The organism is Micrococcus sp. R8502A1, from assembly GCF_006704135.1.
GTDB classification, from domain to species: Bacteria; Actinomycetota; Actinomycetes; order Actinomycetales; family Micrococcaceae; genus Micrococcus; species Micrococcus luteus.
This window is the reverse complement of record NZ_VIGS01000025.1, coordinates 1-22,352: the sequence shown is the minus strand read 5'-3', so window position 1 is coordinate 22,352 and position 22,352 is coordinate 1. Positions and strand designations below refer to the sequence as shown.

Annotated in this window: 18 protein-coding genes and 3 tRNA genes; 2 read left to right on the top strand and 19 right to left on the bottom strand. The window is 73.8% G+C overall.

The genetic code is table 11. From position 1 onward, the window contains the following. Positions 1-78: 78 nt before the first annotated feature. The 3 genes from murA to leuC all read right to left on the bottom strand — a co-directional run bounded on the left by murA (position 79) and on the right by leuC (position 3,643). Positions 79-1,407 carry a UDP-N-acetylglucosamine 1-carboxyvinyltransferase gene (gene murA / locus FLM69_RS06425; protein ID WP_002856412.1) on the bottom strand — a complete coding sequence of 443 codons (1,329 nt, stop codon included), beginning with the start codon at positions 1,405-1,407 and terminating at the stop codon, positions 79-81. 172 nt (positions 1,408-1,579) lie between these two features. Beyond that, entirely contained in the window at positions 1,580-2,185 is a 606-nt protein-coding gene (gene leuD / locus FLM69_RS06420; protein ID WP_036338085.1) for a 3-isopropylmalate dehydratase small subunit, read from the bottom strand. Between the two features lie 3 nt (positions 2,186-2,188). After that, the gene (gene leuC, locus FLM69_RS06415) at positions 2,189-3,643 is read right to left on the bottom strand and encodes a 3-isopropylmalate dehydratase large subunit (protein WP_141843537.1); all 1,455 of its coding nucleotides are present in this window, start codon (positions 3,641-3,643) and stop codon (positions 2,189-2,191) included. Positions 3,644-3,886: 243 nt separating this feature from the next. On the opposite strand from leuC, the gene FLM69_RS06410 reads away from it, so the two are divergent. Together FLM69_RS06410 and FLM69_RS06405 are read left to right on the top strand one after the other, a co-directional pair. Continuing rightward, positions 3,887-4,648, top strand: coding sequence for an IclR family transcriptional regulator (locus FLM69_RS06410; RefSeq protein WP_141843536.1), 762 nt, complete (start codon positions 3,887-3,889; stop codon positions 4,646-4,648). A gap of 123 nt (positions 4,649-4,771) precedes the next feature. Continuing rightward, positions 4,772-6,238: a UDP-glucose/GDP-mannose dehydrogenase family protein gene (locus FLM69_RS06405; protein ID WP_141843525.1), complete on the top strand. Its 1,467-nt coding sequence runs from the start codon at positions 4,772-4,774 to the stop codon at positions 6,236-6,238. A gap of 27 nt (positions 6,239-6,265) precedes the next feature. Here the strand turns inward: FLM69_RS06405 and FLM69_RS06400 are convergent, their stop codons facing one another. The 16 genes from FLM69_RS06400 to FLM69_RS06330 form a co-directional block, all read right to left on the bottom strand. Continuing rightward, complete coding sequence (locus FLM69_RS06400) at positions 6,266-7,414, bottom strand: thiamine-monophosphate kinase (protein WP_141843524.1); 1,149 nt, start codon at positions 7,412-7,414, stop codon at positions 6,266-6,268. Beyond that, the gene (locus FLM69_RS06395; RefSeq protein ID WP_141843522.1) at positions 7,411-9,171 is read right to left on the bottom strand and encodes a GTPase; all 1,761 of its coding nucleotides are present in this window, start codon (positions 9,169-9,171) and stop codon (positions 7,411-7,413) included. The genes FLM69_RS06400 and FLM69_RS06395 overlap by 4 nt, the downstream gene beginning before the upstream one ends. Continuing rightward, positions 9,168-10,976: a dynamin family protein gene (locus tag FLM69_RS06390; protein WP_141843521.1), complete on the bottom strand. Its 1,809-nt coding sequence runs from the start codon at positions 10,974-10,976 to the stop codon at positions 9,168-9,170. Before FLM69_RS06390 ends, FLM69_RS06395 begins: the two co-directional genes overlap by 4 nt. Positions 10,977-11,081: 105 nt before the next feature. Beyond that, positions 11,082-11,154: transfer RNA gene (locus tag FLM69_RS06385), tRNA-Glu, on the bottom strand. 129 nt (positions 11,155-11,283) lie between these two features. After that, a tRNA-Glu gene (locus FLM69_RS06380) sits at positions 11,284-11,356 on the bottom strand. Positions 11,357-11,411: 55 nt separating this feature from the next. After that, positions 11,412-11,483, bottom strand: a tRNA-Gln gene (locus tag FLM69_RS06375). 119 nt (positions 11,484-11,602) lie between these two features. After that, positions 11,603-12,400, bottom strand: a complete 798-nt coding sequence (locus tag FLM69_RS06370; protein ID WP_036382082.1) for an HAD family hydrolase — start codon at positions 12,398-12,400, stop codon at positions 11,603-11,605. Then, positions 12,397-13,974 (bottom strand): glutamate--tRNA ligase, encoded by a 1,578-nt coding sequence (gltX, locus tag FLM69_RS06365; protein WP_036382085.1) that lies wholly within the window; start codon positions 13,972-13,974, stop codon positions 12,397-12,399. Before gltX ends, FLM69_RS06370 begins: the two co-directional genes overlap by 4 nt. Before the next feature lie 50 nt (positions 13,975-14,024). Beyond that, entirely contained in the window at positions 14,025-14,819 is a 795-nt protein-coding gene (locus FLM69_RS06360; protein ID WP_036312940.1) for a fumarylacetoacetate hydrolase family protein, read from the bottom strand. A 183-nt stretch (positions 14,820-15,002) separates the two neighbouring features. Beyond that, positions 15,003-15,248, bottom strand: coding sequence for a YbdD/YjiX family protein (locus FLM69_RS06355; RefSeq protein ID WP_036382088.1), 246 nt, complete (start codon positions 15,246-15,248; stop codon positions 15,003-15,005). A 1-nt stretch (position 15,249) separates the two neighbouring features. Further along, entirely contained in the window at positions 15,250-17,511 is a 2,262-nt protein-coding gene (locus FLM69_RS06350; protein ID WP_049145182.1) for a carbon starvation CstA family protein, read from the bottom strand. 25 nt (positions 17,512-17,536) lie between these two features. Beyond that, positions 17,537-18,628 (bottom strand): branched-chain amino acid aminotransferase, encoded by a 1,092-nt coding sequence (locus tag FLM69_RS06345; protein ID WP_141843519.1) that lies wholly within the window; start codon positions 18,626-18,628, stop codon positions 17,537-17,539. A 144-nt stretch (positions 18,629-18,772) separates the two neighbouring features. Next, positions 18,773-19,849 (bottom strand): 3-isopropylmalate dehydrogenase, encoded by a 1,077-nt coding sequence (locus FLM69_RS06340; RefSeq protein ID WP_141843517.1) that lies wholly within the window; start codon positions 19,847-19,849, stop codon positions 18,773-18,775. A gap of 71 nt (positions 19,850-19,920) precedes the next feature. Next, a complete protein-coding gene (metG, locus tag FLM69_RS06335) occupies positions 19,921-21,546 on the bottom strand; it encodes a methionine--tRNA ligase (RefSeq protein WP_036382100.1) in 1,626 nt (541 codons plus the stop codon). Beyond that, positions 21,539-21,706 carry a hypothetical protein gene (locus FLM69_RS11550; RefSeq protein ID WP_242821226.1) on the bottom strand — a complete coding sequence of 56 codons (168 nt, stop codon included), beginning with the start codon at positions 21,704-21,706 and terminating at the stop codon, positions 21,539-21,541. The genes metG and FLM69_RS11550 overlap by 8 nt, the downstream gene beginning before the upstream one ends. Before the next feature lie 5 nt (positions 21,707-21,711). After that, on the bottom strand, positions 21,712-22,173 hold the full coding sequence (locus FLM69_RS06330) for a hypothetical protein (RefSeq protein ID WP_255502744.1): 462 nt from the start codon (positions 22,171-22,173) through the stop codon (positions 21,712-21,714). Between the last annotated feature and the right edge of the window lie 179 nt (positions 22,174-22,352).

The following is a 22,352-nucleotide window of genomic DNA, read 5'->3' as shown; positions in this document are numbered from 1 at the left end:
CCGGGATCACGTAGGGGGCCCGCGCGGCACGCGTCGGACGACCCCCCGCAGCGGCAGGGCTCTGCGCGTCCACGCCGCTCACCGGTCGCGTTCGGTCAGCTCGACGTCGGCGCCGAGGCCCTCGAGCTTCGCCATGAAGTGCTCGTAGCCGCGGTTGATGATCTCCAAGCCCGTCGCCGTGGAGGTGCCCTCGGCGGTGAGGGCGGCGATCAGGTGGGAGAAGCCGCCGCGCAGGTCCGGGATGTCGAACTCGACGCCGTGCAGCGGCGTCGGGCCGGAGATCACGGCCGAGTGCAGGAAGTTGCGCTGGCCGAAGCGGCACGGCACGGAGCCGAGGCACTCGCGGTGCAGCTGGATGGAGGCGCCCATCCGCACGAGGGCGTCGGTGAAGCCGAAGCGGTTCTCGTACACGGTCTCGTGCACGATGGAGACCCCCTTGGCCTGGGTCAGCGCCACCACGAGGGGCTGCTGCCAGTCGGTCATGAAGCCGGGGTGCACGTCCGTCTCGAGCACGAGCGGGTTGAGATCGCCGCCGGCGTGCCAGAACCGGATGCCGTCGTCGACGACGTCGAACTCGCCGCCGATCTTGCGGTAGGTGTTCAGGAACGCCGTCAGGTCGCGCTGCTCGGCGCCGCGGACGTAGATGTCCCCCCGGGTGGCCAGGGCGGCGGAGGCCCACGAGGCGGACTCGTTGCGGTCGGGCAGCGCGATGTGGTTGTAGCCGCGCATCTCGCTCACGCCCTCGATGCGGATGGTGCGGTCCGTCTGCACGGTGATGATCGCGCCCATCTTCTGCAGGACGGCGATGAGGTCGTGGATCTCCGGCTCGACGGCGGCGCCCTTGAGCTCGGTGATGCCCTCGGCCTTCACGGCGGTCAGCAGCACCTGCTCGGTGGCTCCGACGGAGGGGTACGGCAGCTCGAGCTTGGCGCCGTGCAGGCCCTTGGGGGCGGAGATGGAGATGCCGCCCGGGCGCTTGTCCACGACGGCGCCGAAGTTGCGCAGCACGGCCAGGTGGTAGTCGATCGGGCGGTCGCCGATCTTGCAGCCGCCGAGGTCGGGGATGAAGGCCTCGCCGATCGCGTGCATGAGCGGGCCGCAGAAGAGGATCGGGATGCGCGAGTCGCCGGCGTGGGCGTCGATCTCGGCGGTCAGGGCCGACTTCACCCCGGCCGGGTCCATCGTGATCCGCCCGGTCTCCTTGTCCCACTCCACGGACACGCCGTGGATCTCGAGGAGGGAGCTGACGACGTCCACGTCCTTGATCTCGGGGATGTTCCGGAGCACGGACGGCGAGTTGCCGAGCAGGGCGGCCACCATGGCCTTGGGCACCAGGTTCTTGGCGCCGCGCACGGTCACCTCACCGGTCAGCGGCTTGCCGCCATGGATGGTCAAGAGCTTCGCCATGCGCGTCCTTCCTCAGTGCGGCCGCAGGGCCACGGTCTCGGCCACTCCGCCGGAGCGGGGAGGTCTCTGAACGGGACCGCCCGCCGTGTGCGGCGGGCGGTCCCGGAATCGCCTCCCAGCATAGGGCGTCGCCGGGCACGCGCGGCAATGGTGCGCTCCCGGCGGCGGCCGGTCAGCCGGCCGTGCGGGCCGGCAGGGTGGTGGGCTTGTACGCGGGGCGGTCCGCCTCATAGGCATCGATCTCGGCCTGGTGCCCCAGGGTGACGGCGATGTCGTCCAGGCCCTCGAGCAGCCGGTGACGGGTGTCGTCGTCGATCTGGAACGGGGCGGTCACATCCCCGCACTCGACGGTGCGTGTGACGAGGTCCACGGTGACCGGGGTCCCGGGACGGTTCTCCAGCTCCTTCCAGATGCGCTCGACGTCCTCCTGCTCCACCTGGGCCGCGACGAGCCCCTGCTTGGCGGAGTTGCCGCGGAAGATGTCCGCGAAGCGCGGGGAGATCACGGCGCGGAAGCCGTAGTCCTTGAGCGCCCACACGGCGTGTTCGCGCGAGGAGCCGGTGCCGAAGTCCGAGCCCGCCACGAGCACGGTGCCCCCGCTGAACGGCTCGGTGTTCAGGATGAAGTCGGGGTCCTGGCGCCAGCCTGCGAACAGGGCGTCCTCGAAGCCCGTGCGGGAGATCCGCTTGAGGTACACGGCCGGGATGATCTGGTCCGTGTCCACGTTCGAGGCGCGCAGCGGCACGCCGACGCCGGTGTGGGTGGTGAACTTCTCCATGGCTCAGGCCTCCTGGGGGGTGAGGGCGGGCAGGTCGGACGGGCTGGCGAGGCGGCCCAGCACGGCGGTGGCCGCGGCGACCACCGGGGACACCAGGTGGGTGCGCCCGCCCTTGCCCTGCCGGCCCTCGAAGTTGCGGTTGGAGGTGGACGCGCAGCGCTCCCCCGGGGAGAGCTGGTCCGGGTTCATGCCCAGGCACATGGAGCAGCCGGCGAACCGCCACTCGGCCCCGAAGTCCTCGAACACCCTGTCCAGGCCCTCGTCCATCGCCTGCAGACGCACGCGCGCCGAGCCCGGCACGACCATGACGCGCAGCCCCTCGGCCTTGCGCCGGCCCCGGACGACCTCGGCGAACGCCCGCAGGTCCTCGATGCGGGAGTTGGTGCACGAGCCCATGAACACGGTGTCGACCTCGACCTGCTTCATCGGGGTCCCGGGGGCCAGGTCCATGTAGGACAGCGCCTTGCGGGCCGCCTCCTGGGCCACCGGGTCGGCGAAGTCCTCGGGCGCGGGGACGGTGTCGTTCAGGCTCACGCCCTGCCCCGGGTTGGTGCCCCACGTGACGAACGGCTCCAGCGTGTCCGCGTCGATGACCACCTCGGCGTCGAACTCCGCGCCCTCATCCGTGGCGAGGGTGCGCCAGTGCTCGACGGCGGCGTCCCAGTCGGCGCCCTCGGGGGCATGGGGCCGCCCCTTCAGGTAGGCGAAGGTGGTCTCGTCCGGGGCGACCATGCCGGCGCGGGCGCCGGCCTCGATGGACATGTTGCAGATGGTCATCCGGCCCTCCATGGAGAGGTTCCGGATGGCCTCACCGCGGTACTCGAGCACGAAGCCCTGGCCCCCGCCCGTGCCGATCTTCGCGATGACCGCGAGGATGATGTCCTTGGCCGTCACACCCGGGCGCAGCGTGCCGTCCACGGTGACCGCCATGGTCTTGAAGGGCTTCAGCGGCAGGGTCTGGGTGGCCAGGACGTGCTCGACCTCGGAGGTGCCGATGCCGAACGCCAGGGCGCCGAACGCGCCGTGGGTGGAGGTGTGGGAGTCGCCGCAGACCACGGTGAGGCCGGGCTGGGTCAGGCCCAGCTGGGGGCCGACGACGTGGACGATGCCCTGCTCGGCGTCCCCCAACGGGTGCAGGCGGACGCCGAACTCGGCGCAGTTGGCCCGCAGGGTCTCGATCTGGGTGCGCGAGGTGGCATCCGCGATCGGCTGGTCGATGTCCAGCGTCGGGGTGTTGTGGTCCTCCGTGGCGATGGTCAGGTCGGGCCGACGCACCGGACGGCCGGCCAGACGCAGCCCCTCGAAGGCCTGCGGGCTCGTCACCTCGTGCACGAGGTGCAGGTCGATGTAGAGCAGGTCGGGGGTGCGGGAGGCGCCCTCGCCCTCGCCGCGCACCACCACGTGTTCGTCCCAGACCTTCTCGGCCAGCGTCCTGGGTCCCGTCGTCGCCGTCGTCATCTGCCGCACCTTCCTGCTCACGCACCTGTCGGTCGTCGCCCGGCGCGGGGCGCCGGTGCTCACGGACCACTGTGGGGCGCGGCGGGGCCGTTCTCGACCACGGGGCGCGATATTCCATATCGTGAGATTTCGTCTCATATTCCGGAATCGGCGGCGGCCGGCCCGGTCGCACACGACGCGCGCCGACACCCAAGGCCGTCCGCGCAGTGAGACGACTACGATCACCCCATGACCACCGAGCCCATGCGCCCACCCACCGAGGACGACCTCATCGGCCCCTCGCTCCACCGGCATCCCAGCGGCGTCGGCGTGGTGGACAAGTCGGTGGCGATCCTCGACGCGCTCGAGTCCGGCCCGGCCACGCTCGCCCAGCTCGTCACCGCCACCGGGATCGCGCGGCCCACGCTGCACCGGCTCGCGGCCGCCCTCACGCACCACCGCATGGTGGGCAAGGACCTGCAGGGCCGCTACGTGCTGGGCACCCGCCTGGCCGAGCTCGCCTCCGCTGCCGGCGAGGACCGGCTCACGACGGCCTCCGGCCCGGTGCTGCTGTGGCTGCGTGATGCCTCGGGAGAGAGTGCCCAGGTGTTCCGTCGGCAGGCGGACTCCCGCGTGTGCGTGGCCAGCGCGGAGCGGCCCTGGGGCCTGCGCGACACCATCCCCGTGGGCGCCCGCATGTCCATGAAGGCCGGCTCCGCCGCGCAGGTGCTCCTGGCCTGGGAGGACCACGAGCGGCTCGTCGAGGGGCTGGCCGGCGCCGTCTTCACACCCACCGTCCTCGCGGCGGTGCGGCGGCGCGGCTGGGCCCAGTCCCTGGCCGAGCGTGAGCCCGGGGTCGCCTCGGTGTCCGCACCGGTGCGCGGCCCCAGCGGCCGCGTCATCGCGGCGGTCTCGATCTCCGGCCCCCTCGAGCGGCTCTCCCGCCAGCCGGGCCGGCTGCACGCGGACGCCGTCGTCTCCGCCGCGACGCGGCTCACCGAGCTCATCCGCGCCGGCGAGGCCTGAGGCCCGCCCGCGCCACCGACGGGACGCGCCGCGGAGGCACCCCGTTCTTCCCGCGTTCACCCGCGGGGCCTAGCGTCAACCAGGTCCCCGACCGCCACCCCCCGCACCACCGAGGAGTCCGCCGTGACCGAGACGACCGCGCCCGCCGCCCCCGCCGAGCAGGAGGCCGCGCCGCGGCTGTCCGTGATCGGCACGGGCTATCTGGGCGCCACGCACGCCGCCTGCATGGCCGAGCTGGGCTTCGAGGTCCTCGGCGTGGACGTGGACCCGGCCAAGATCGAGCGCCTGGCCCGCGGCGAGGTGCCCTTCCACGAACCCGGCCTGCCCGAGCTGCTGCGCACCCACGTCGCCTCCGGGCGGCTGCGCTTCACCACCGACGTCGCGGAGGCGGCCCGCTGGGCGGACGTCCACTTCATCGGCGTCGGCACCCCGCAGAAGGTGGGCGAGACCGCGGCGGACCTGAGCTACGTGGACGCCGCCGTCGCCTCCCTCGCCGCGGCGATCGACCGCGACGCGCTGATCGTCGGCAAGTCGACCGTGCCCGTGGGCACGGCGCGCCGCCTGGCCGAGCTCGTGCGCACCGTGCGCGCGGAGGCCGGACTGCCGGGCGAGGTCGAGCTCGCCTGGAACCCCGAGTTCCTCCGGGAGGGCTTCGCCGTGAGGGACACGCTCACCCCGGACCGCCTCGTCATCGGCACGCACGGGCCCCGCGCCGAGGGCATCCTGCGCCGCGTCTACGCGCGGCAGCTCGCGGCCGACACCCCGTGGATCAGCACGGACCTCGAGACGGCCGAGCTGGTGAAGGTGGCCGCCAACGCCTTCCTGGCCACGAAGATCTCGTTCATCAACGCGTTCTCGGAGATCACCGAGAACGTGGGCGGGGACATCGGCACCCTCGCGGACGCGATCGGCCACGACGCGCGGATCGGACGCCGGTTCCTCAACGCGGGCGTGGGCTTCGGGGGCGGCTGCCTGCCCAAGGACATCCGCGCGCTCCAGGCCCGCGTCTCCGAGCTGGGCCTGGACCGGACCATGCGGTTCCTGGCGGAGGTGGACGACATCAACCTGCGCCGCCGTGACCGCGTGGTGGACCTGGCGGTGCAGGTGCTCTCCGCGGCTCGCGACGGCCGGATCCGCCGGGCCGAGGTCTCCGGGCCCGCCCCCACCCCCGCGAGCGTGCAGATGCTCAACGGCACGCGGATCGCCGTGCTGGGCGTCACGTTCAAGCCGGACTCCGACGACGTCCGGGACTCCCCCGCCCTCGACGTCGCCAACCGTCTCTACACGGCCGGCGCCGACGTCCGGGTGTACGACCCCGAGGGCAACGCCAACGCGTCCGCCCGCTTCCCGCGGCTCGACTACGTGGACTCTCTCGAGGCGGCCGTGGACGGCGCCGAGCTGACCCTGCTGCTGACCGAGTGGCGCCAGTTCCGCGAGATGGATCCGGACGCCGTGGGCGCACGCGTGGCCTCCCGCCTGCTGATCGACGGGCGTAACGTCCTGGACGTCGCCGCGTGGCGCGAGCACGGGTGGGACGTCATCGGCCTCGGCCACCGCTTCGACCCGGAGCGACTCCTCCGCGCGGCCTGACCCGCCCGCGGACCTCGTCCCGGGCGTTCAGCCGGCGAACGGGTCCCAGCCGGACTCGGACAGGGGCCGGTGCCCGGTCGGCGGCCGGCCCCCGGCCGGCACGAGCCGGCCGATCCGCGTGAACCCCCGGGGCAGCTCGGTCTCGGGCCACGCCAGCCCCAGGAGACCGTAGTCCTCGCCCCCGCCGGTCACGAGCGCCTCCGGACTGGTCCCGGCCAGGGCGGCCACGCGGCGCAGGGGTGCGGCGGTCTCCGCCAGCCAGGCCTCGTCCAGCCACGGTGCCGGCGCGGAGCCGGCCCCGCCGGTGGCGACCGCCATGCGGTGCGCGTCCTTGCCCAGGCCGTCGGAGACGTCCATGAGGGTGAGCAGGCCGGCCGTCACCGCGGCGGGCCCGAGGGCCAGCGGCGGGCGGGGTCGCAGCTGGGCGCGGACGGCGCGGGCGAGCTCCCGCGGTGACGGCCGGTCGGCGGCGGGGAGGGCGTCCGCCCGTCGCTCCAGCTCCGCGCGGTCGGTGAGCAGCAGGGTGAGCCCGGCGGCGGCCCACCCCGGCCCCGAAGGCGCGGCGGCCCGGGGACCGTCCGGCACCGCCTGGGCATGGACGAGGTCGGCGCCCTCGGCGAGCACGCGGTCCCGGTCCGCCGCGGCCGGTGTGCGGCACAGCACTCCGCCGGGGTGCGGGTCCCCGAGCACCGTCACCGCGGCGTGGACCCGTCCGCCGGTGCCCAGGTCGCCCCCGGCCACCCGGCAGTCCGGCGCGCCGAGGTGACGCACCGCGCCCACGATGCCCGCGGCGAACGACCGCACCCAGGCGACCGGCGTCGTCGGCGGCAGGGTGAGGGCGGTGACGAGCGCCGAGGCGGTCCCGCCCATCGCGTTGACGTCCGAGAGGTTCTGGGCGACGGCCTTCCAGCCGGCGTCGTGGCCGCGGGTGCGGGGGCCGGCGGGCCAGCGGTGCAGGAAGTCCGTGCCCTCCCCCATCGCGTCCGTGGAGATGAGCGTCCCACCGCGGGGCGCGGGCACGAGGGCGGCGTCGTCGCCCGGGGCGACGGTGCCGGCGGGCCAGTGGCCGTCCCGGACGGCGGGGGCGAGCCCGGTCAGGACGACCTCCAGCAGCTCGGCCTCCGTGAGGTCGCCGACGGTCGCCCCCGCCGCAGCCGCGGGGTCGCGCACCGTCATCGGCGGCCCCGCCGGACCGGGACGCCGGAGGCCCGGGCGAGGGCGTCGCGGAAGGCGTGGAAGCGGTCCACCTCGGAGCGCACCGGGTCGACGACGAGCCGCCGGCCGACGTCGGTGGTCGCCTCCTCGAGGCGGCGGCGCGCGCGGCGTCCCCGCGCCGCGGCGGTCCACCGGGTCAGGGGGATCGCCAGCAGGGCCAGCAGCACGCCGAGCGCGAGGCCGCCGACGAGCAGCAGCGTCGGGAGGGGGAAGCCCTCGACCGTGGGCGCGGGCGGCAGGGGGAACTGCAGGTACCCGGCCAGGGCGAGCACGCCCAGCCAGCCGGCGCCGACGACGGCGGTGAGGAGGGCGAGCCACTGCAGCACGTCGAGCACGGGGTGCCACCAGCTGCCCCGGCCGGCACCGAGGTCGGTGGCGGCGATCGCCTGGTCCACGGCGCCGGGGAGCTCCTCGGCGTGCTCCCGGCCCGCGTGGCGGATGGCGGCGGCCCACGGCTCGGAGGCCCCCGCGCCGGCCGCGGCGGCCAGCGTGCGGACCGCGCCGTCGACGACGGCCCGCTGGGTGCCCGAGCGCTCGGGCAGGGAGGTGCGGTGCAGCGCGGGGTCGCGGGCGACCTCGTCCCGGTCGCGGCGGGGGGCGGCGCGCTCGGGCATCAGGTGCAGGCGCCGCAGGGGGTCCGCGCGGAAGGAGTGCATCCAGCGCAGCACGGGCCAGCTGGTGCGCTTGGCCGAGCGCAGCCGGTACGAGCCCTCCACCGCCCGGACGACGGCCGGCACGCCGCCGGCCACGGCCAGCTCGCGCCCGAGCCGCTGCTCGTCCCCGGGCCCGACGCCGGCCGGCTCGCCCTCGCCCGAGGCGGCGGCGAGGTCCGCGGCACGGGCCGCGACGTCCGCGCCCAGGCGCTCGGCGGCCGCGCCGCGCTGGGCGACGATCGCCGCGACCTGCCGGCCGACCTCCTCGAGGCCCTCCCCCGTGCGCGCGGACACGGGCAGCACCCGGACGTCGCCGAGGCCGTGCCCCGAGAGCATCCGGCGCAGCGAGGCCAGCACGACGTCCCGGTCACGCACCGAGAGCCGGTCCACCTGGTTGAGCAGCACGAGGGTCACGGCCGCGTGCGAGCCCATGGTCGCCAAGAACTCGCGGTGCAGCACGGCGTCCGCGTACTTCTCCGGGTCCACGACCCACACCAGCACGTCCACGTGGCCGGCCAGCCGGGAGGTGATCTCGCGGTTGCCCCGCTCGACCGAGTCGATGTCCGGCAGGTCCAGCAGGATCAGGCCGGTGGCGTCGGCGCCGTCACGGCGGCCGAAGCCGAGGAACCCGGGGCGGCCGTCGTCGAGCACGGGCGCCTCGTCCAGCAGGTGGCGGCGGCGCACGCCGAGCCAGTCGAGCAGGGCGGCCGCGCCGCCGCCCTCGCCGGTGCCGTCGCCGTGCTCCGCGTCCGGGTCCAGCCCCTGTCCCCGGCCCACGCCCCAGACCGCGGCGAGCGGCTCGGACGTGGTGGGCCGGGTGGCGGCCACGCGGGCCAGGTCGCGGCCGGTGAGCGCGTTGAACAGGGAGGACTTGCCGGAGCCCGTCGCCCCGAAGAACCCGACCACGGTGTGCTCCGCGGAGAGTGCCTGGCGCTCCCCGGCCGCGCGCACGACGGCCTCGGCCCCGGCCACGACGTCCTCGGGCAGGCGGCCCGCGGCCAGCTCGGCGGCCTCGCCGAGGGCGTCCAGGCGGGGGGCCAGGGCGGGGGTGTCGCGGCGGCTCATCGGGGCTCCTCCCCCGCCTCGGCGGCGGACGGGGCGTGCTCGGGCCCGGTCGGGCCGTCGACGCCGGCGGCCACCCCGCGGCGCAGCACCGGCACGAGGGCGCGCAGCTCCTCGGTGGCCTGCGGCTCGCGCTCGAGGTGGAGCAGCGGCAGGAAGCGGTCCGCGAGCACGGTCTCGAGGAAGGCCCGCACACGGCGCTCGAGCAGCTCATCGGCCCGCCGGGCCATGCGGCGCACGGCGTCCTCGCCGAAGATCGACTCGAGCAGCTTCTGCCCGACGACGGCGGCGCCGCCGGCGATGCCGACCTCGATGCCCGCGAGTCCGCCGGTGGAGGCGAACGAGATGATCATGAGGGCCACGGCCGCGCCGTTCACGCCGGTGGCCGCCAGGCGGGCGCGCGTGCGCTTGCCCGCGCCCTCCTCCTGGATCAGCGCCAGCACGTCCGACTGCCAGTCCCGCACGACGTCGGCCGCCCGCGCCGATGCGTCCGGCGTCAGGGCACCCAGGTCGCGCCCGGCCACGAGGGCCCGGCCCGCCGGCTCGGACGCCCAGCGCCGCTCGATCTGCTCGGCGGCCGCGGCGGCCGCCTCGACCATCACGGCGTGCAGGCCGGTCTCCAGTGCGGTCTCGACCTCCTCGGGCGCTGCCGGGCGCCCGCGCACCAGGGCGCCGAGGCGGTCCCGCAGCCGGCCGATCGTGGTCTCGACGCCGCGGAAGAACTCCCCCGTGCCGACGAAGTCCTGCCAGCGGGAGAGCACCTCGCCGCGCAGCAGCGTGCCGTCCGAGGTGGCCTCACGGACCCGGCCGACGGCCTGGTCCGTGGAGTCCCCCACGATCCGGGCGAGCAGGTCCGCGGCATGCCGCTGCTCCTCCTCGGCGCGGGCCAGGTCGGCGACGCGGGCGGCCAGCTGGCCCAGCACGCCGTCCACGGTCCGGCGGGCGACGGCGCCGCGCGCCTGGGCGTCGGCGGCGAGGGTCTCGAGCCACGCGCGCAGGCCCGCGACGTGCTCCTGCGGGAGCAGGCCGCGCTCGTCGAAGCGGGTCTCGGGGATCACGTGGATCCGGGCGTCGGCGAGGCCGCGCTCGGTGAGCATGCGCCGCAGGTCCGGGGTGATGTCCTCCGCCGCGCCCTCGGGCACGCGGCCGAGCACGACGGCCACGGTGATGTCGCGGGCGGCGGCCTCGTCCAGCAGCTGCCAGGGCACGGCGTCGGCGTAGCGGTGCGCCGTCGTCGTGAAGATCCACAGGTCGGCGGCTTCGAGGAGCTGCCGGGCCAGCGCGCGGTTCTGGTCCGCCACGGAGTCGATGTCCGGGGCGTCCACGAGGGCGATGCCCGAGGGCAGTGCGGGCTCGGCCACGAGCGCGACCGTGTCCATCGCGGACTGGTCGGGTTCGACGGGGCCGGCGGCCGCGTCGCGGTGCACGCTGACGCGGGCGAGGTCGGGCAGCACCCGCGGGCCCGTGAACCAGTGGGCGTCGGCGGGGTTGTGCAGCAGCAGAGGCTGCCGCGTGGTGGGCCGCAGGGCGGAGGAGCGGGAGACCTCATGGCCGACGAGCGCGTTCACCAGCGTGGACTTGCCCGCACCGGTGGAGCCGCCGACGACGGCCAGCAGCGGCGCGTCGAGCGAGTCGAGGCGGGGCAGCACGTAGTCGTCGATCTGGTGCAGGGTGCGCTCGCGCTCGGCGCGGTCCTGCCCCGCAGTGACGGTCTCGAACGGCAGCTCGAGCGCGGCGAGGTGCTCGCGCACGCGGCGGACGGCCGTGTCGACACCGAGGTCTGGGGCGTTCTGATCCGTGTGTGGCACGTGGGCCATCGTCTCACGGCGCGCGCCGACCGCCCATCCCGCCGGCCCGGCGGACGGAGACGACGGAAGCCCGGTCCGCAGGGACCGGGCTTCCTGTCACTCGGGTGACCCCAGCGGGATTTGAACCCGCGTTACCGCCGTGAGAGGGCGGCGTACTAGGCCGCTATACGATGGGGCCGAGCGCGCTGTCCGCGTGTGCGGAAGCGATGCCGTGGAGACCTTCTTCTGCGCCTGCGTCTCCTGTTCAGGCGGCGGATGCGTTCATCCGCCCGTGCCGTTCCGGTCCGAGGACCGGGCGGCGACTGCGTGACCCCAGCGGGATTTGAACCCGCGTTACCGCCGTGAGAGGGCGGCGTACTAGGCCGCTATACGATGGGGCCGTGCGCCACGTCCGAGCGTCTCCGCCCGTGCGCGTCCACTGAGTCCGAAGACTCGCTGGGGTACCAGGACTCGAACCTAGAATGACGGTACCAGAAACCGTTGTGTTGCCAATTACACCATACCCCACTGTCGGTCAAGCATGCCTGGCCGATGTGCATCATATTCATGAGCCCGGTGTTCCCGGATCTCTCCGGCAACGAGAAAGAACTCTACACCCTCCGGGCGGCGCGTGCAAAATCGGCGGGTCAGGCCGCCAGCCAGGTCCGCAGCCCGCCGATCGCCCGCATCCGCCAGCACGCGTGCTCCTCGTCCCAGAGCGGCTCCTCCGCCCCGCCGTGGGCGGGGGCGTCGGGGCTCATCCACACCGGAACGAGCCCCGCCGACCGGGCCCCCTCGACGTCGTGACGCAGACTGTCCCCCACCATGAGGGTGCGTCCCGGGTCCGTGCCCAGGCGGGAGCAGCCGGCCAGGAAGGGGGCCGGGTCCGGCTTCGGGGCCCCGGCCGTGTCCGAGCCGATCAGCACCTCGACCCACTCCAGGCCGAGGGCGTCGGCCTTGCCGCGCTGGTAGGCCTCCACGTTGTTCGTGACGATCCCCACGCCACGGCCTGTTCCCCGCACCTCGGCGAGGACGTCGGCGGTCGCGGGGAACAGCGCCCAGTGCCCGCGCACGACCTCTTCGTAGTCGGTGGTCCACAGGCCGTCGAGCGGGGTCGCCGCGTCCTCGGGCACGCCGAGCGCGCGCAGGGCGTCGGCCACGCGGGCCAGCCGCTGCTCCTCGAACGTCAGCTCCCCGGCCACGTAGCGCCCGTAGTGGCCGCCGGCGTCGGACGCGAAGGCGTCGGTGGCCTCGGCCAGCACCGCCGGGTCGACGTCGGCGGCCCCGGCCCACTGCCGGCGCACCGTCGCGTCGAACGCGGCGTGCTGGGCGGAGCGCAGATCCAGCAGCGTGTCGTCCAGGTCGAAGAGGACGGCGTCCCAGGCCGGCGGCGCGGGCGCGCCCGCGGACCCGCCGGCCGGCGTCGTGCTGGCGTCCCGGCTCATGCGTCGGTGGGCCGGCCCTGGTCCAGGCCCTGCTCCGCGGCGAAGCGGTCCAGGCGGGCGAGCGCGGAGTCGCGGCCCAGGATCTCGAGCGACTCGAAGAGCGGCGGGGACACCTTGCGGCCGGTCACCGCGACGCGCACGGGGCCGAACGCCTGGCGCGGCTTGAGGCCGAGACCGTCGATGAGGGCGGCCCGCAGCGCCGCCTCGATGCGCTCGGTGGTGAACTCGTCCTCGGGCAGGGCGGCCAGCGCCTCCCGGGCCGCGGCGACGGCGGCCCCCAGGTCCGCCGGCATGCCCTTGAGGGCGCCCTCGGCCGTCCGGACGTCCCGGTCCGCCGTGAAGAGGAAGGCGAGCATCTCGACGGCCTCGCCGAGCAGCTGCACGCGCTCCTGCACGAGCGGGGCCGCGGCGGTGAGGATCTGCATCTCCCGCTCCGTCAGGTGCTCGCCCACGAGGCCGGCCGCGTGCAGGTAGGGCACGAGACGGTCGCGGAAGTCGGCCACGTCGAGCATGCGCACGTGCGTGCCGTTGATCGCGATCGCCTTCTTCTCGTCGAAGCGGGCGGGGTTGGCCAGCACCTTGTGCACGTCGAAGTGCTCCACGAACTGCTGCGGGGTGAAGATGTCCTCGTCCGCGGAGAGGGACCAGCCCAGCAGGCCGAGGTAGTTCAGCAGGCCCTCCGGGATGAAGCCGTTGTCCCGGTGCAGGAACAGGTTGGCCTGCGGGTCGCGCTTGGACAGCTTCTTGTTGCCCTCGCCCATCACGTAGGGCAGGTGGCCGAACACCGGCATGTACCGGGCGACGCCGATCGCGTGCAGGGCGCGGTAGAGCGCGATCTGGCGCGGAGTCGAGGAGAGCAGGTCCTCACCGCGCAGCACGTGGGTGATGCCCATGAGCGCGTCGTCCACCGGGTTCACGAGGGTGTACAGCGGCGAGCCGTCCGCGCGCACCACCACGAAGTCCGGCACGGAGCCGGCCTTGAAGGTGATCTCCCCGCGCACCAGGTCGGTGAAGGTGATGTCCTCGTCCGGCATGCGCAGCCGCCAGACCGGCGCGCGGCCCTCGGCCTCGAAGGCGGCGATCTGCTCGTCCGTGAGGTCGCGGTCGTGGCCGTCGTAGCCGAGCTTGGGGTCGCGGCCGGCGGCCCGGTGACGGGCCTCGGTCTCCTCGGGGCTCGAGTAGGACGGGTAGATGTATCCGCCGGCCTTGAGCTTCTCGATCACGTCCGCGTAGATCTGCCCGCGCTGGGACTGACGGTACGGCTCGTGCGGGCCGCCGACCTCGACGCCCTCGTCCCAGTCGATCCCGAGCCAGCGCATCGCCTCGAGCAGCTGCTGGTAGGACTCCTCCGAGTCGCGCTTGGCGTCCGTGTCCTCGATGCGGAACACGAGGGTGCCGCCGGTGTGCCGCGCCCAGCCCCAGTTGAACAGGACGGTGCGGATCAGCCCCACGTGGGGGGTGCCGGTGGGCGAGGGGGCGAAGCGCACGCGCACGGGGGTCTCGGCGTCCACCTGGGGGACGTCGGCGAAGGGGGCGGGGGCGTTCTCGGACACGGGAGCGGTGGCGTCAGTCATGATGTCCCGAGTCTACGCGGGGGCCCGGACGCCGTCGTCGGGCGCCTGCGTCAGCGGCGGAAGACGGTGGCGAGGACGCCGATGCCCTCGACCTCGGCCTCGACGCGCTGGCCCTCCTGGACCGTCCCGACCCCGCCCGGGGTGCCGGTCAGGATCACGTCGCCGGGCAGGAGGGTGAACATCTCCGAGGCCGCGGCCACGAGCTCGCGGACGCCGAAGACCATGTCCGCCGTCGTGCCGTCCTGGCGGGTCTCGCCGTCGAGCCGGGACGTGATGCGCAGGCCGCCGGCCGGCTCCACGTCCAGCTCGGTCTCGATCCACGGGCCCAGCGGGCAGGCGCCGTCGAAGCCCTTGGCGCGGGCCCACTGCAGGTCGGTGCGCTGGGCGTCGCGGGCGGTGAGGTCGTTGCCCACGGTGTAGCCGAACACGACGTCGTCCACGCGGCTCACCGGCACGTCCTTGCAGATGGTGCCGATGACGACGGCGAGCTCGGCCTCGTAGGAGACCTCGTCCGACCAGCTCGGCAGGGTCACGGGCTCGTTCGGACCCACGACGGCGGTGTTCGGCTTGAGGAAGAACTGCGGCGAGGCGGGGACCTCGTTGCCGAGCTCCTTCGCGTGGTCGGCCCAGTTGCGGCCGACGCCCACGATCTTCGAGCGCGGGATGATCGGGGCCACGAGGCGCACGTCCTCGAGACGGTGTGTGGTGCCGGTGGGCTGGATCCCGTGGAAGAACGGGTCGCCCTGCAGGGCGGTGACGGTCAGCTCGGCGGGGTCGGCGTCGGCCGGGCCCTCCACGATGCCGTAGGTCGGTTCGGCCTGGTCCACGAAACGGGCGATGCGCATGGGGGTCAGCGTAGTGGGTGAGCGGCGGGCGCCGTCGCCGGACACCCACTCGACGCCAGCCCCGCTGACGCCGCGAGCCAGACGATTCGGCCGCGGCGGACGGCCTGAGGAGACCGATTCGTCTGGCTCGCGGGCGGATTCGTCTGGCTCAGCGCGGCGCGGTGCGGGGCGGGTCGAGACCGCTCAGCAGCAGCGGCTGCCCGGATTGGCCTCCTGGCGCGCGTACTCGGCCCGCCAGAACTCCCGCTCGGTCATCGGCGCGCGCTCCGGATGGTGGGCCCGGTGGTGGGCCACGTACGCGTCGTACTTCCCCTCTCCGGAGAGCTGGCGGACCCACCAGCGCACCCGGGCCCACACCCCGGACCGAGACGGGCCGGCCGGGCCCTCCGCGGTGGAGGACCCGGCCGGCGTCGCGCGCGGATCGGCCACGTCAGTGACCCCGCACCGGCTGCCGGTCCGCCGGCAGGGCGTCCCACTGCCGCTGCAGCTCCTTCTCCTCGGCCGTGGCGAACAGCCCGGCCGGGGCGAAGCGCTGCGAGGGCACGTACGGGTCCTGGTGATCGATGACCTCGGTACCGCGGAAGGCGCGCACCGTGGCGAGCACCGACGTCGTGATGACGATCAGCGCCAACACCAGGAAGACGACGGAGAGCGTGCCCTGGATGAAGGTGTTGCGGACCACGGCCTCCATGGCCGGCACGGACTTCGCGGCGCCGAAGCTCGTCTTCCCCGCCGCCAGCGCGTCCTGGAACGCGCGATGCTGCGCCCAGTAGCCCACCGCCGGGATGGAGGAGAAGATCTTCTGGAACGACGCCACGGTGGTGACCACGGTGATGAACGCCAGCGGCAGCGCCACGATCCACAGGCCCCGGAAGTCCCGGCGGCGCGCGACGATCGTCAGGACGACGGCGAGCGCGATCGCCGCGAGCAGCTGGTTGGCGATGCCGAACAGCGGGAACAGCGTGTTGATGCCGCCCAGCGGATCGGTGACGCCCATGATCAGCACGGCGCCCCACGCGGCCACCATGATGGCCGTGCAGACCCACGCGCCCACGCGCCACGAGGTGTCCTTGAAGCGCGGGACCACGTTGCCCAGGGAGTCCTGGAGCATGAACCGGGCCACGCGGGTGCCGGCGTCGACGGCGGTGAGGATGAACAGCGCCTCGAACATGATCGCGAAGTGGTACCAGAAGCCCATGAGCGCGTCGCCGCCCACGAGCTGGCCCATGATGTGCGCCAGGCCGACCGCGAGGGTGGGGGCGCCGCCGGTGCGGGAGACCACGGTCTCCTCGCCCACGAGGTCGGCCAGGTGGGTCAGGTCCCCGGGGGTGAGGTTCACGCCGGCCAGGCCGAGGCCCATGACGAAGTCGACGGCGGTCTCCGGGGTGCCGCCGGTGAGGGCGGCCGGGGAGTTCATGGCGAAGTAGATGCCGCGGTCGAGCGAGACGGCGGCCACGAGCGCCATGATGGCCACGAAGGCCTCCATGAGCATGCCGCCGTAGCCGATGAAGCGGGTCTGCCGCTCCTTCTCCACCATCTTGGGCGTCGTGCCCGAGGCGATCAGCGCGTGGAAGCCGGAGAGCGCACCGCACGCGATGGTGACGAACAGGAACGGGAACAGCGACCCGGGCCACACCGGGCCGGTCTGGCCCGAGGCGAACTCGGAGAACGCGGGGGTGCCGATGCGCGGCTGCACGACGACGATGGCCAGCGCGAGACCGGCGATCACGCCGATCTTCATGAAGGTGGACAGGTAGTCGCGCGGAGCGAGCAGCAGCCACACGGGCAGCACGGCCGCGACGAACCCGTAGATGATCACGGCCCAGGCGATGGTGGTGCGGTCCAGGGTGAACAGGGCCGCGCCCCACTCGGTCCCGGCCACCCAGCCGCCGCCGATGATGGCCGCCAGGAGCAGGACGAACCCGATCACGGAGATCTCGGTGATGCGGCCCGGGCGGATCCAGCGCAGGTACACGCCCATGAAGAGCGCGATCGGGATGGTCATGGCCACGGAGAACACGCCCCACGGGGACTCGCCCAGGGCGTTGACCACCACGAGGGCCAGGATGGCCGTGATGATCACCATGATCAGCAGGGTCGCGACGATCGCGGCGGTGCCCCCGACGCGGCCCAGCTCGTCCCGGGCCATCTGGCCGAGCGAGCGGCCGCCGCGGCGCATCGAGAAGAACAGGACGAGGTAGTCCTGGACCGCGCCGGCCAGGATCACGCCGACGATGATCCAGATGGTGCCGGGCAGGTAGCCCATCTGCGCGGCGAGCACGGGGCCCACGAGCGGACCGGCGCCGGCGATGGCCGCGAAGTGGTGGCCGTAGAGCACGCGGCGGTCGGTGGCCACGTAGTCCCGGCCGTCGGCCCGGTACTCGGCCGGGGTGGCGCGGGTGTCGTCCGGGTGGACGATCATGCGCTCGACGTACTTCGAGTAGAAGCGGTAGCCGATCGCGAACGTCGCCACGGCGGCGAACACGAACCAGATCGCGTTGATCGTCTCGCCGCGGTGCAGGGCGAGCATGGTCCAGGCGACGCCGCCGAGCAGGGCGACGGCCACCCAGACGGCGATCTTCGCGGGCGTCCAGCGGGGCCGGCCGGCGGCCTCGGTGGGCGGGAGGTCTTCCGGCGTCGTGGCCGGGAGTGGGGCGCCCTCGGCGGCCGCGGAGGAGCGGTGCGAGCTCACGGGGGTCTCCGTTCGTGGGGTGGGGTCAGACGAGGCGGTGCAGCCAGCCGTGGCGGTCCTCGACGCGCCCGGTCTGGATGCCCTCGAGCTCGGTGCGGATCTTCAGGGCCACGTCGGCCCCGCCGGCGGACTCGATCACGTCGTCGCCGTCGAGCAGACGGCCGATCGGGGTCACGACGGCGGCGGTGCCGCACGCGAAGACCTCGGTGATCTCGCCCGAGCGGACGCCCTCGGCCCACTCGGCGAGGGTGACGCGACGCTCCTCGACGGTCAGGCCCATGTCCCGGCCGAGCTGGAGGATCGAGGAGCGGGTGACGCCCTCGAGGATCGTGCCGGTGAGTGCCGGGGTGACGAGGCGGCCGTCGGCGTGCACGAAGAACACGTTCATGCCGCCGAGCTCCTCGATCGCGTCGTCGTGGTACTGGTCGAGGAACACGACCTGGTCGGCGCCCTTGGCCGCGGCCTGCAGCTGGGGCAGCAGCGAGGCGGCGTAGTTGCCGCCGGTCTTGGCCGCGCCCATGCCGCCCTTGCCGGCGCGGGCGTAGTCGCGCGAGACCCAGATGGTCACCGGCTTGAGCTCGCCGCCGAAGTAGTTGCCGGCCGGGGAGGCGATCACCATGTACCGCACCTGCCGGGCCGGGCGGACGCCGAGGAACGCCTCGGAGGCGAACATGAAGGGGCGCAGGTAGAGGGACTGGCCCGGGCCGGTGGGAACCCAGGCCTGATCTGCCTCGAGCTGGGCCCGCAGCGAGCCGAGGAACAGCTCCTCGGGCAGCTCCGGCAGGGCCAGGCGGCGGGCGGAGCGGTTCAGGCGGGCCGCGTTGGCCTCGGGACGGAACGTCCACACCGACCCGTCCTCGTGCCGGTAGGCCTTCAGGCCCTCGAAGATCTCCTGGCCGTAGTGCAGCACCGCGGCCGAGGGGTCCAGGGACAGCGGTCCGTAGGGCTCCACGCGGGCGTCGTGCCACGCGCCCCCGTCCTCGTCCCAGGTCCAGTCGATCGAGACCATGTGGTCCGTGAAGACGTTGCCGAAACCGGGGTCCTGGAGAATCTCGACGCGCTGCTGATCGGACATCGGGGACAGATGCGGTTGCCGCGTGAACACGGTCTCGGACACGGTGGGATCACTCCTCGTGACGGGTGACGAATGGGGACGGCTCCGGTGCCGGGCACGACGCGCGGGGCCACGGCGCCGGGCGTGGCACACGCCACAGGCCGTCGCCCCATCCTAGACCCGGCGTCGACGCGCCGGGCCCGCGCGTCAGACCCGCGCGACGACGTCGGCGCCCACCTCGGCGGTGGTGCCCCGCGCGCCCTCCACCCGGTCCCTCAGGTGCGCCCACACCGCGGTGCGCACGCGCGCCGCCGCGCCGGCCTCGCCCACGTGCTCCAGCAGCAGGGCGGCGGAGAGGATGGCGGCCACGGGGTCGGCGATCCCCTGGCCCGCGATGTCCGGGGCGGAGCCGTGGACCGGCTCGAACATCGACGGCGCCGTGCCCTCGACGTTGATGTTGCCGGAGGCGGCGAGCCCGATGCCGCCGGTCACGGCCGCGGCGAGGTCCGTGATGATGTCCCCGAACAGGTTGTCCGTCACGATCACGTCGAAGCGGGCCGGGTCCGTCGCCAGGAAGATCATGGCGGCGTCCACGTGCATGTAGTCCCAGGTGACCGCGGGGAAGTCGGCCGCCACGGACTCCACGGTGCGGCGCCACAGGTGGCCGGCGTGGACCAGGACGTTGTGCTTGTGCACGAGCGTGAGGCGCTTGCGCTCGCCCGCGTCGGCGCGACGGAAGGCGTCCTCGACGACGCGGCGCACGCCGAACGCCGTGTTCACGGAGACCTCCGTGGCGATCTCGTGCGGGGTGTCCACGCGGATCGCGCCGCCGTTGCCCACATACGGCCCCTCCGTGCCCTCGCGCACCACGGTGAAGTCGATCTCGCCGGGCGCGGCCAGGGGGCTGACGGCGCCGGGCAGCAGGGTGGCCGGGCGCAGGTTCACGCCGTGGTCCAGCGCGAAGCGCAGCTTGAGCAGCATGCCGCGCTCGATCAGCCCGGACGGGATGCGCTCGTCCCCGGGCGCGGCGCCGACGGCCCCGAACAGGATCGCGTCGTGGCGGCGCAGGGACTCGAGGACCTCGTCCGTGAGCGCCTCGCCGGTCTCGAGCCAGTGCTCCGCACCCAGCGGATACGGGGTGAGCCGGGCCTCCGGACGCCCCTCGGCACGCAGCGCCGCCTGCAGGACGGCGGCGGCCTGGTCGGTGACCTCGGGGCCGATGCCGTCGCCGCCGATGACGGCGATGTCCAAAGGGTCTGCGGAGCTGCGTGTGGTCTCGGTCATGGCCCTCAGGCTACGCGCGGCCCGCGTGAGGACCACATCGTGTGACACCCGGTCTCACCCTCCGGACGGGCTCAGTCCTCGGCGGGCTCCTCGTGCCGCGGGAAGACCGGCTGCGGGGCGGGCAGCGGGGTGCCGGGGACCAGGTCTTCGTGGAACGCGGCGAAGGACCGCGGGCCGGTGCCGGACGCGCCGGTGCGGCCGGCGTCGCCCTCGGCGGGGACGCCGAGCAGGTCCAGCAGCCGCGATGCCGAGTCGGGCATCACCGGCTGCGCGAGCAGGGCCACCCGGCGCACGGCCTGCAGCGTCACGTACAGCACCGTGCGCATGCGCGGCTCGTCCGTCTTGCGCAGCACCCACGGGGCCTGGTCCGCGAAGTAGGCGTTGACCTCGCCGAGCACGCGCCAGGTCTCCTCGAGCGCGTCGTGGAAGTCCTGCACCGCGTACGCGGACCGGGAGCGCTCCAGCAGGGCGTCGACCTGGGCCAGGACGGCGCGGTCCGCCTCGGTGAACTCGCCCGGCTCGGGCACGGCGGCGCCGCAGTTCTTGGCCACCATGGACAGCGAGCGCTGGGCGAGGTTGCCGAGGTTGTTGGCCAGGTCCGCGTTCTTGCGGCTCACCACGGCCTCGTGGCTGTAGGAGCCGTCCGCGCCGAACGGGAACTCGCGCAGCAGGAAGAAGCGGATGGCGTCCAGGCCGTACCGGGCCACCCATTCCCGCGGGTGCACCACGTTGCCCAGGGACTTGGACATCTTGGCCCCGTTGTTGTTCAGGAAGCCGTGGATCATGACGCGGCGCGGCAGCTCGAGGCCGGCCGACATGAGGAACGCGGGCCAGAAGATGCAGTGGAACCGGGAGATGTCCTTGCCGATCACGTGCAGGTCCGCCGGCCAGTAGCGCGCGAACGCCTCCGGGTCCTCGGCGGGCCAGCCCGCGCCGGTGAGGTAGTTCGTCAACGCGTCGACCCAGACGTAGGTGACGTGGTCGGCGCGCCGGTCGGCGTCGGCGGCGTCGGGGTCCGCGGGCGCCGGCAGGTCGATGCCCCACTGGAAGGAGGTCCGGGAGATGGACAGGTCCTCGAGCCCGGCCTCCACGAAGCGGATGACCTCGTTGAAGCGGTACCGGGGGGCGGCGAAGTCCGGGTGCTCGCGGTAGTGGTCCAGCAGCGGCTGCTGGTACTTGGACAGGCGGAAGAAGTAGGACTCCTCCTCCGTCCACGTCACCTCGGTGCCGGTCTCGACGGCGCGGCGCACCCCGTCCTGACCCACCTCGGTCTCGTCCTCGCCGAAGTAGCGTTCGTCCCGCACGGAGTACCAGCCGGCGTAGGAGCCGAGGTAGATGTCCCCGTTGGCCTCCATGCGCCGCCAGATCTCGCGGACGGCCTCGGCGTGGTCCGTGTCCGTGGTGCGGATGAAGCGGTCGTAGGAGATGTCCAGGACGTCGTCGTCCATCTCCTTGAAGACGGCGGCGTTGCGCGTGGCCAGCTCGAGGGCGCTCACGCCCTGCTGCTGCGCCGTCTGCTCCATCTTCTGGCCGTGCTCGTCCGTGCCGGTCAGGAAGCGCACGTCCCGCCCGTCGAGCCGCTGGAAGCGGGCCATCGCGTCCGAGGCGATGTACTCGTAGGCGTGGCCGATGTGCGGCTCGCCGTTCGGGTAGGAGATGGCCGTGGTCAGGTAGTACGGGGCGCGGGCGTCAGTCACAGTCGTCGAGTCTACCGGCGGGGCCGGGGCCCGCGCCGAGGACGACGTCGTCCGCGCCGACGTCCGGGACGCCGTCGGCGGTCACCTGCAGATGGCCCGGCGCAGGCCGCAGGTGGAGGTGGGCCCACGGGGCCACCACGAGCACGGACGCCCCGATCATCTCGGTCAGCTCCTCCGCGTGCGTCGCGACGTGGTAGGCCTGGGTGCTGCGGCCGGCGCGCCGAGGATCAGCCACTGGAACGCGGGCAGCGGGTTCTCCCCCGCGAACGGCAGGGCCTCCCACAGCTGGCCGGCCTGCTCGTGGATCTGCGTCGATTCGTCCAGGCTCATGGCCGCCAGCAGGGCCGCGGGGGTCAGCCACGCGAGCAGGCTACGCCGCCGGTCCGCCCCCAGCGCGCGGCGCACGAGACCCACCGTGGCGAAGCCCGCGGCCCCCAGCAGGAGCAGGCCCGAGCTCCACCACGCCGTGAGGTTGGCCTCGTGGTTCACGTCGAAGACCTCGCGCCACCACGGCACCTGCCGCGGGCCCAGCCCGAACACGAAGGGGAGGACGAACGACCAGGCGGCGAGCAGGACACTGAGGCCGATCAGCCCGCCCGCCGCGCGCCGGGCCCAGCGGCCCTGCACACCCGGAGGCGTGGCGGGGCGGGGCGCCGCGGCGCCGCCCGTCGGGGGGGTCCCCTTTACACAACCCCCCGCCCCCGGGACGGGGGCGCAAACCGTATGCCGCCTTCTTCTTTGAAAAAAAAAAAACAAACAAAGCGAAAGGAACTATAGTGTCTTACCAATGAATAGTCGGACACAAA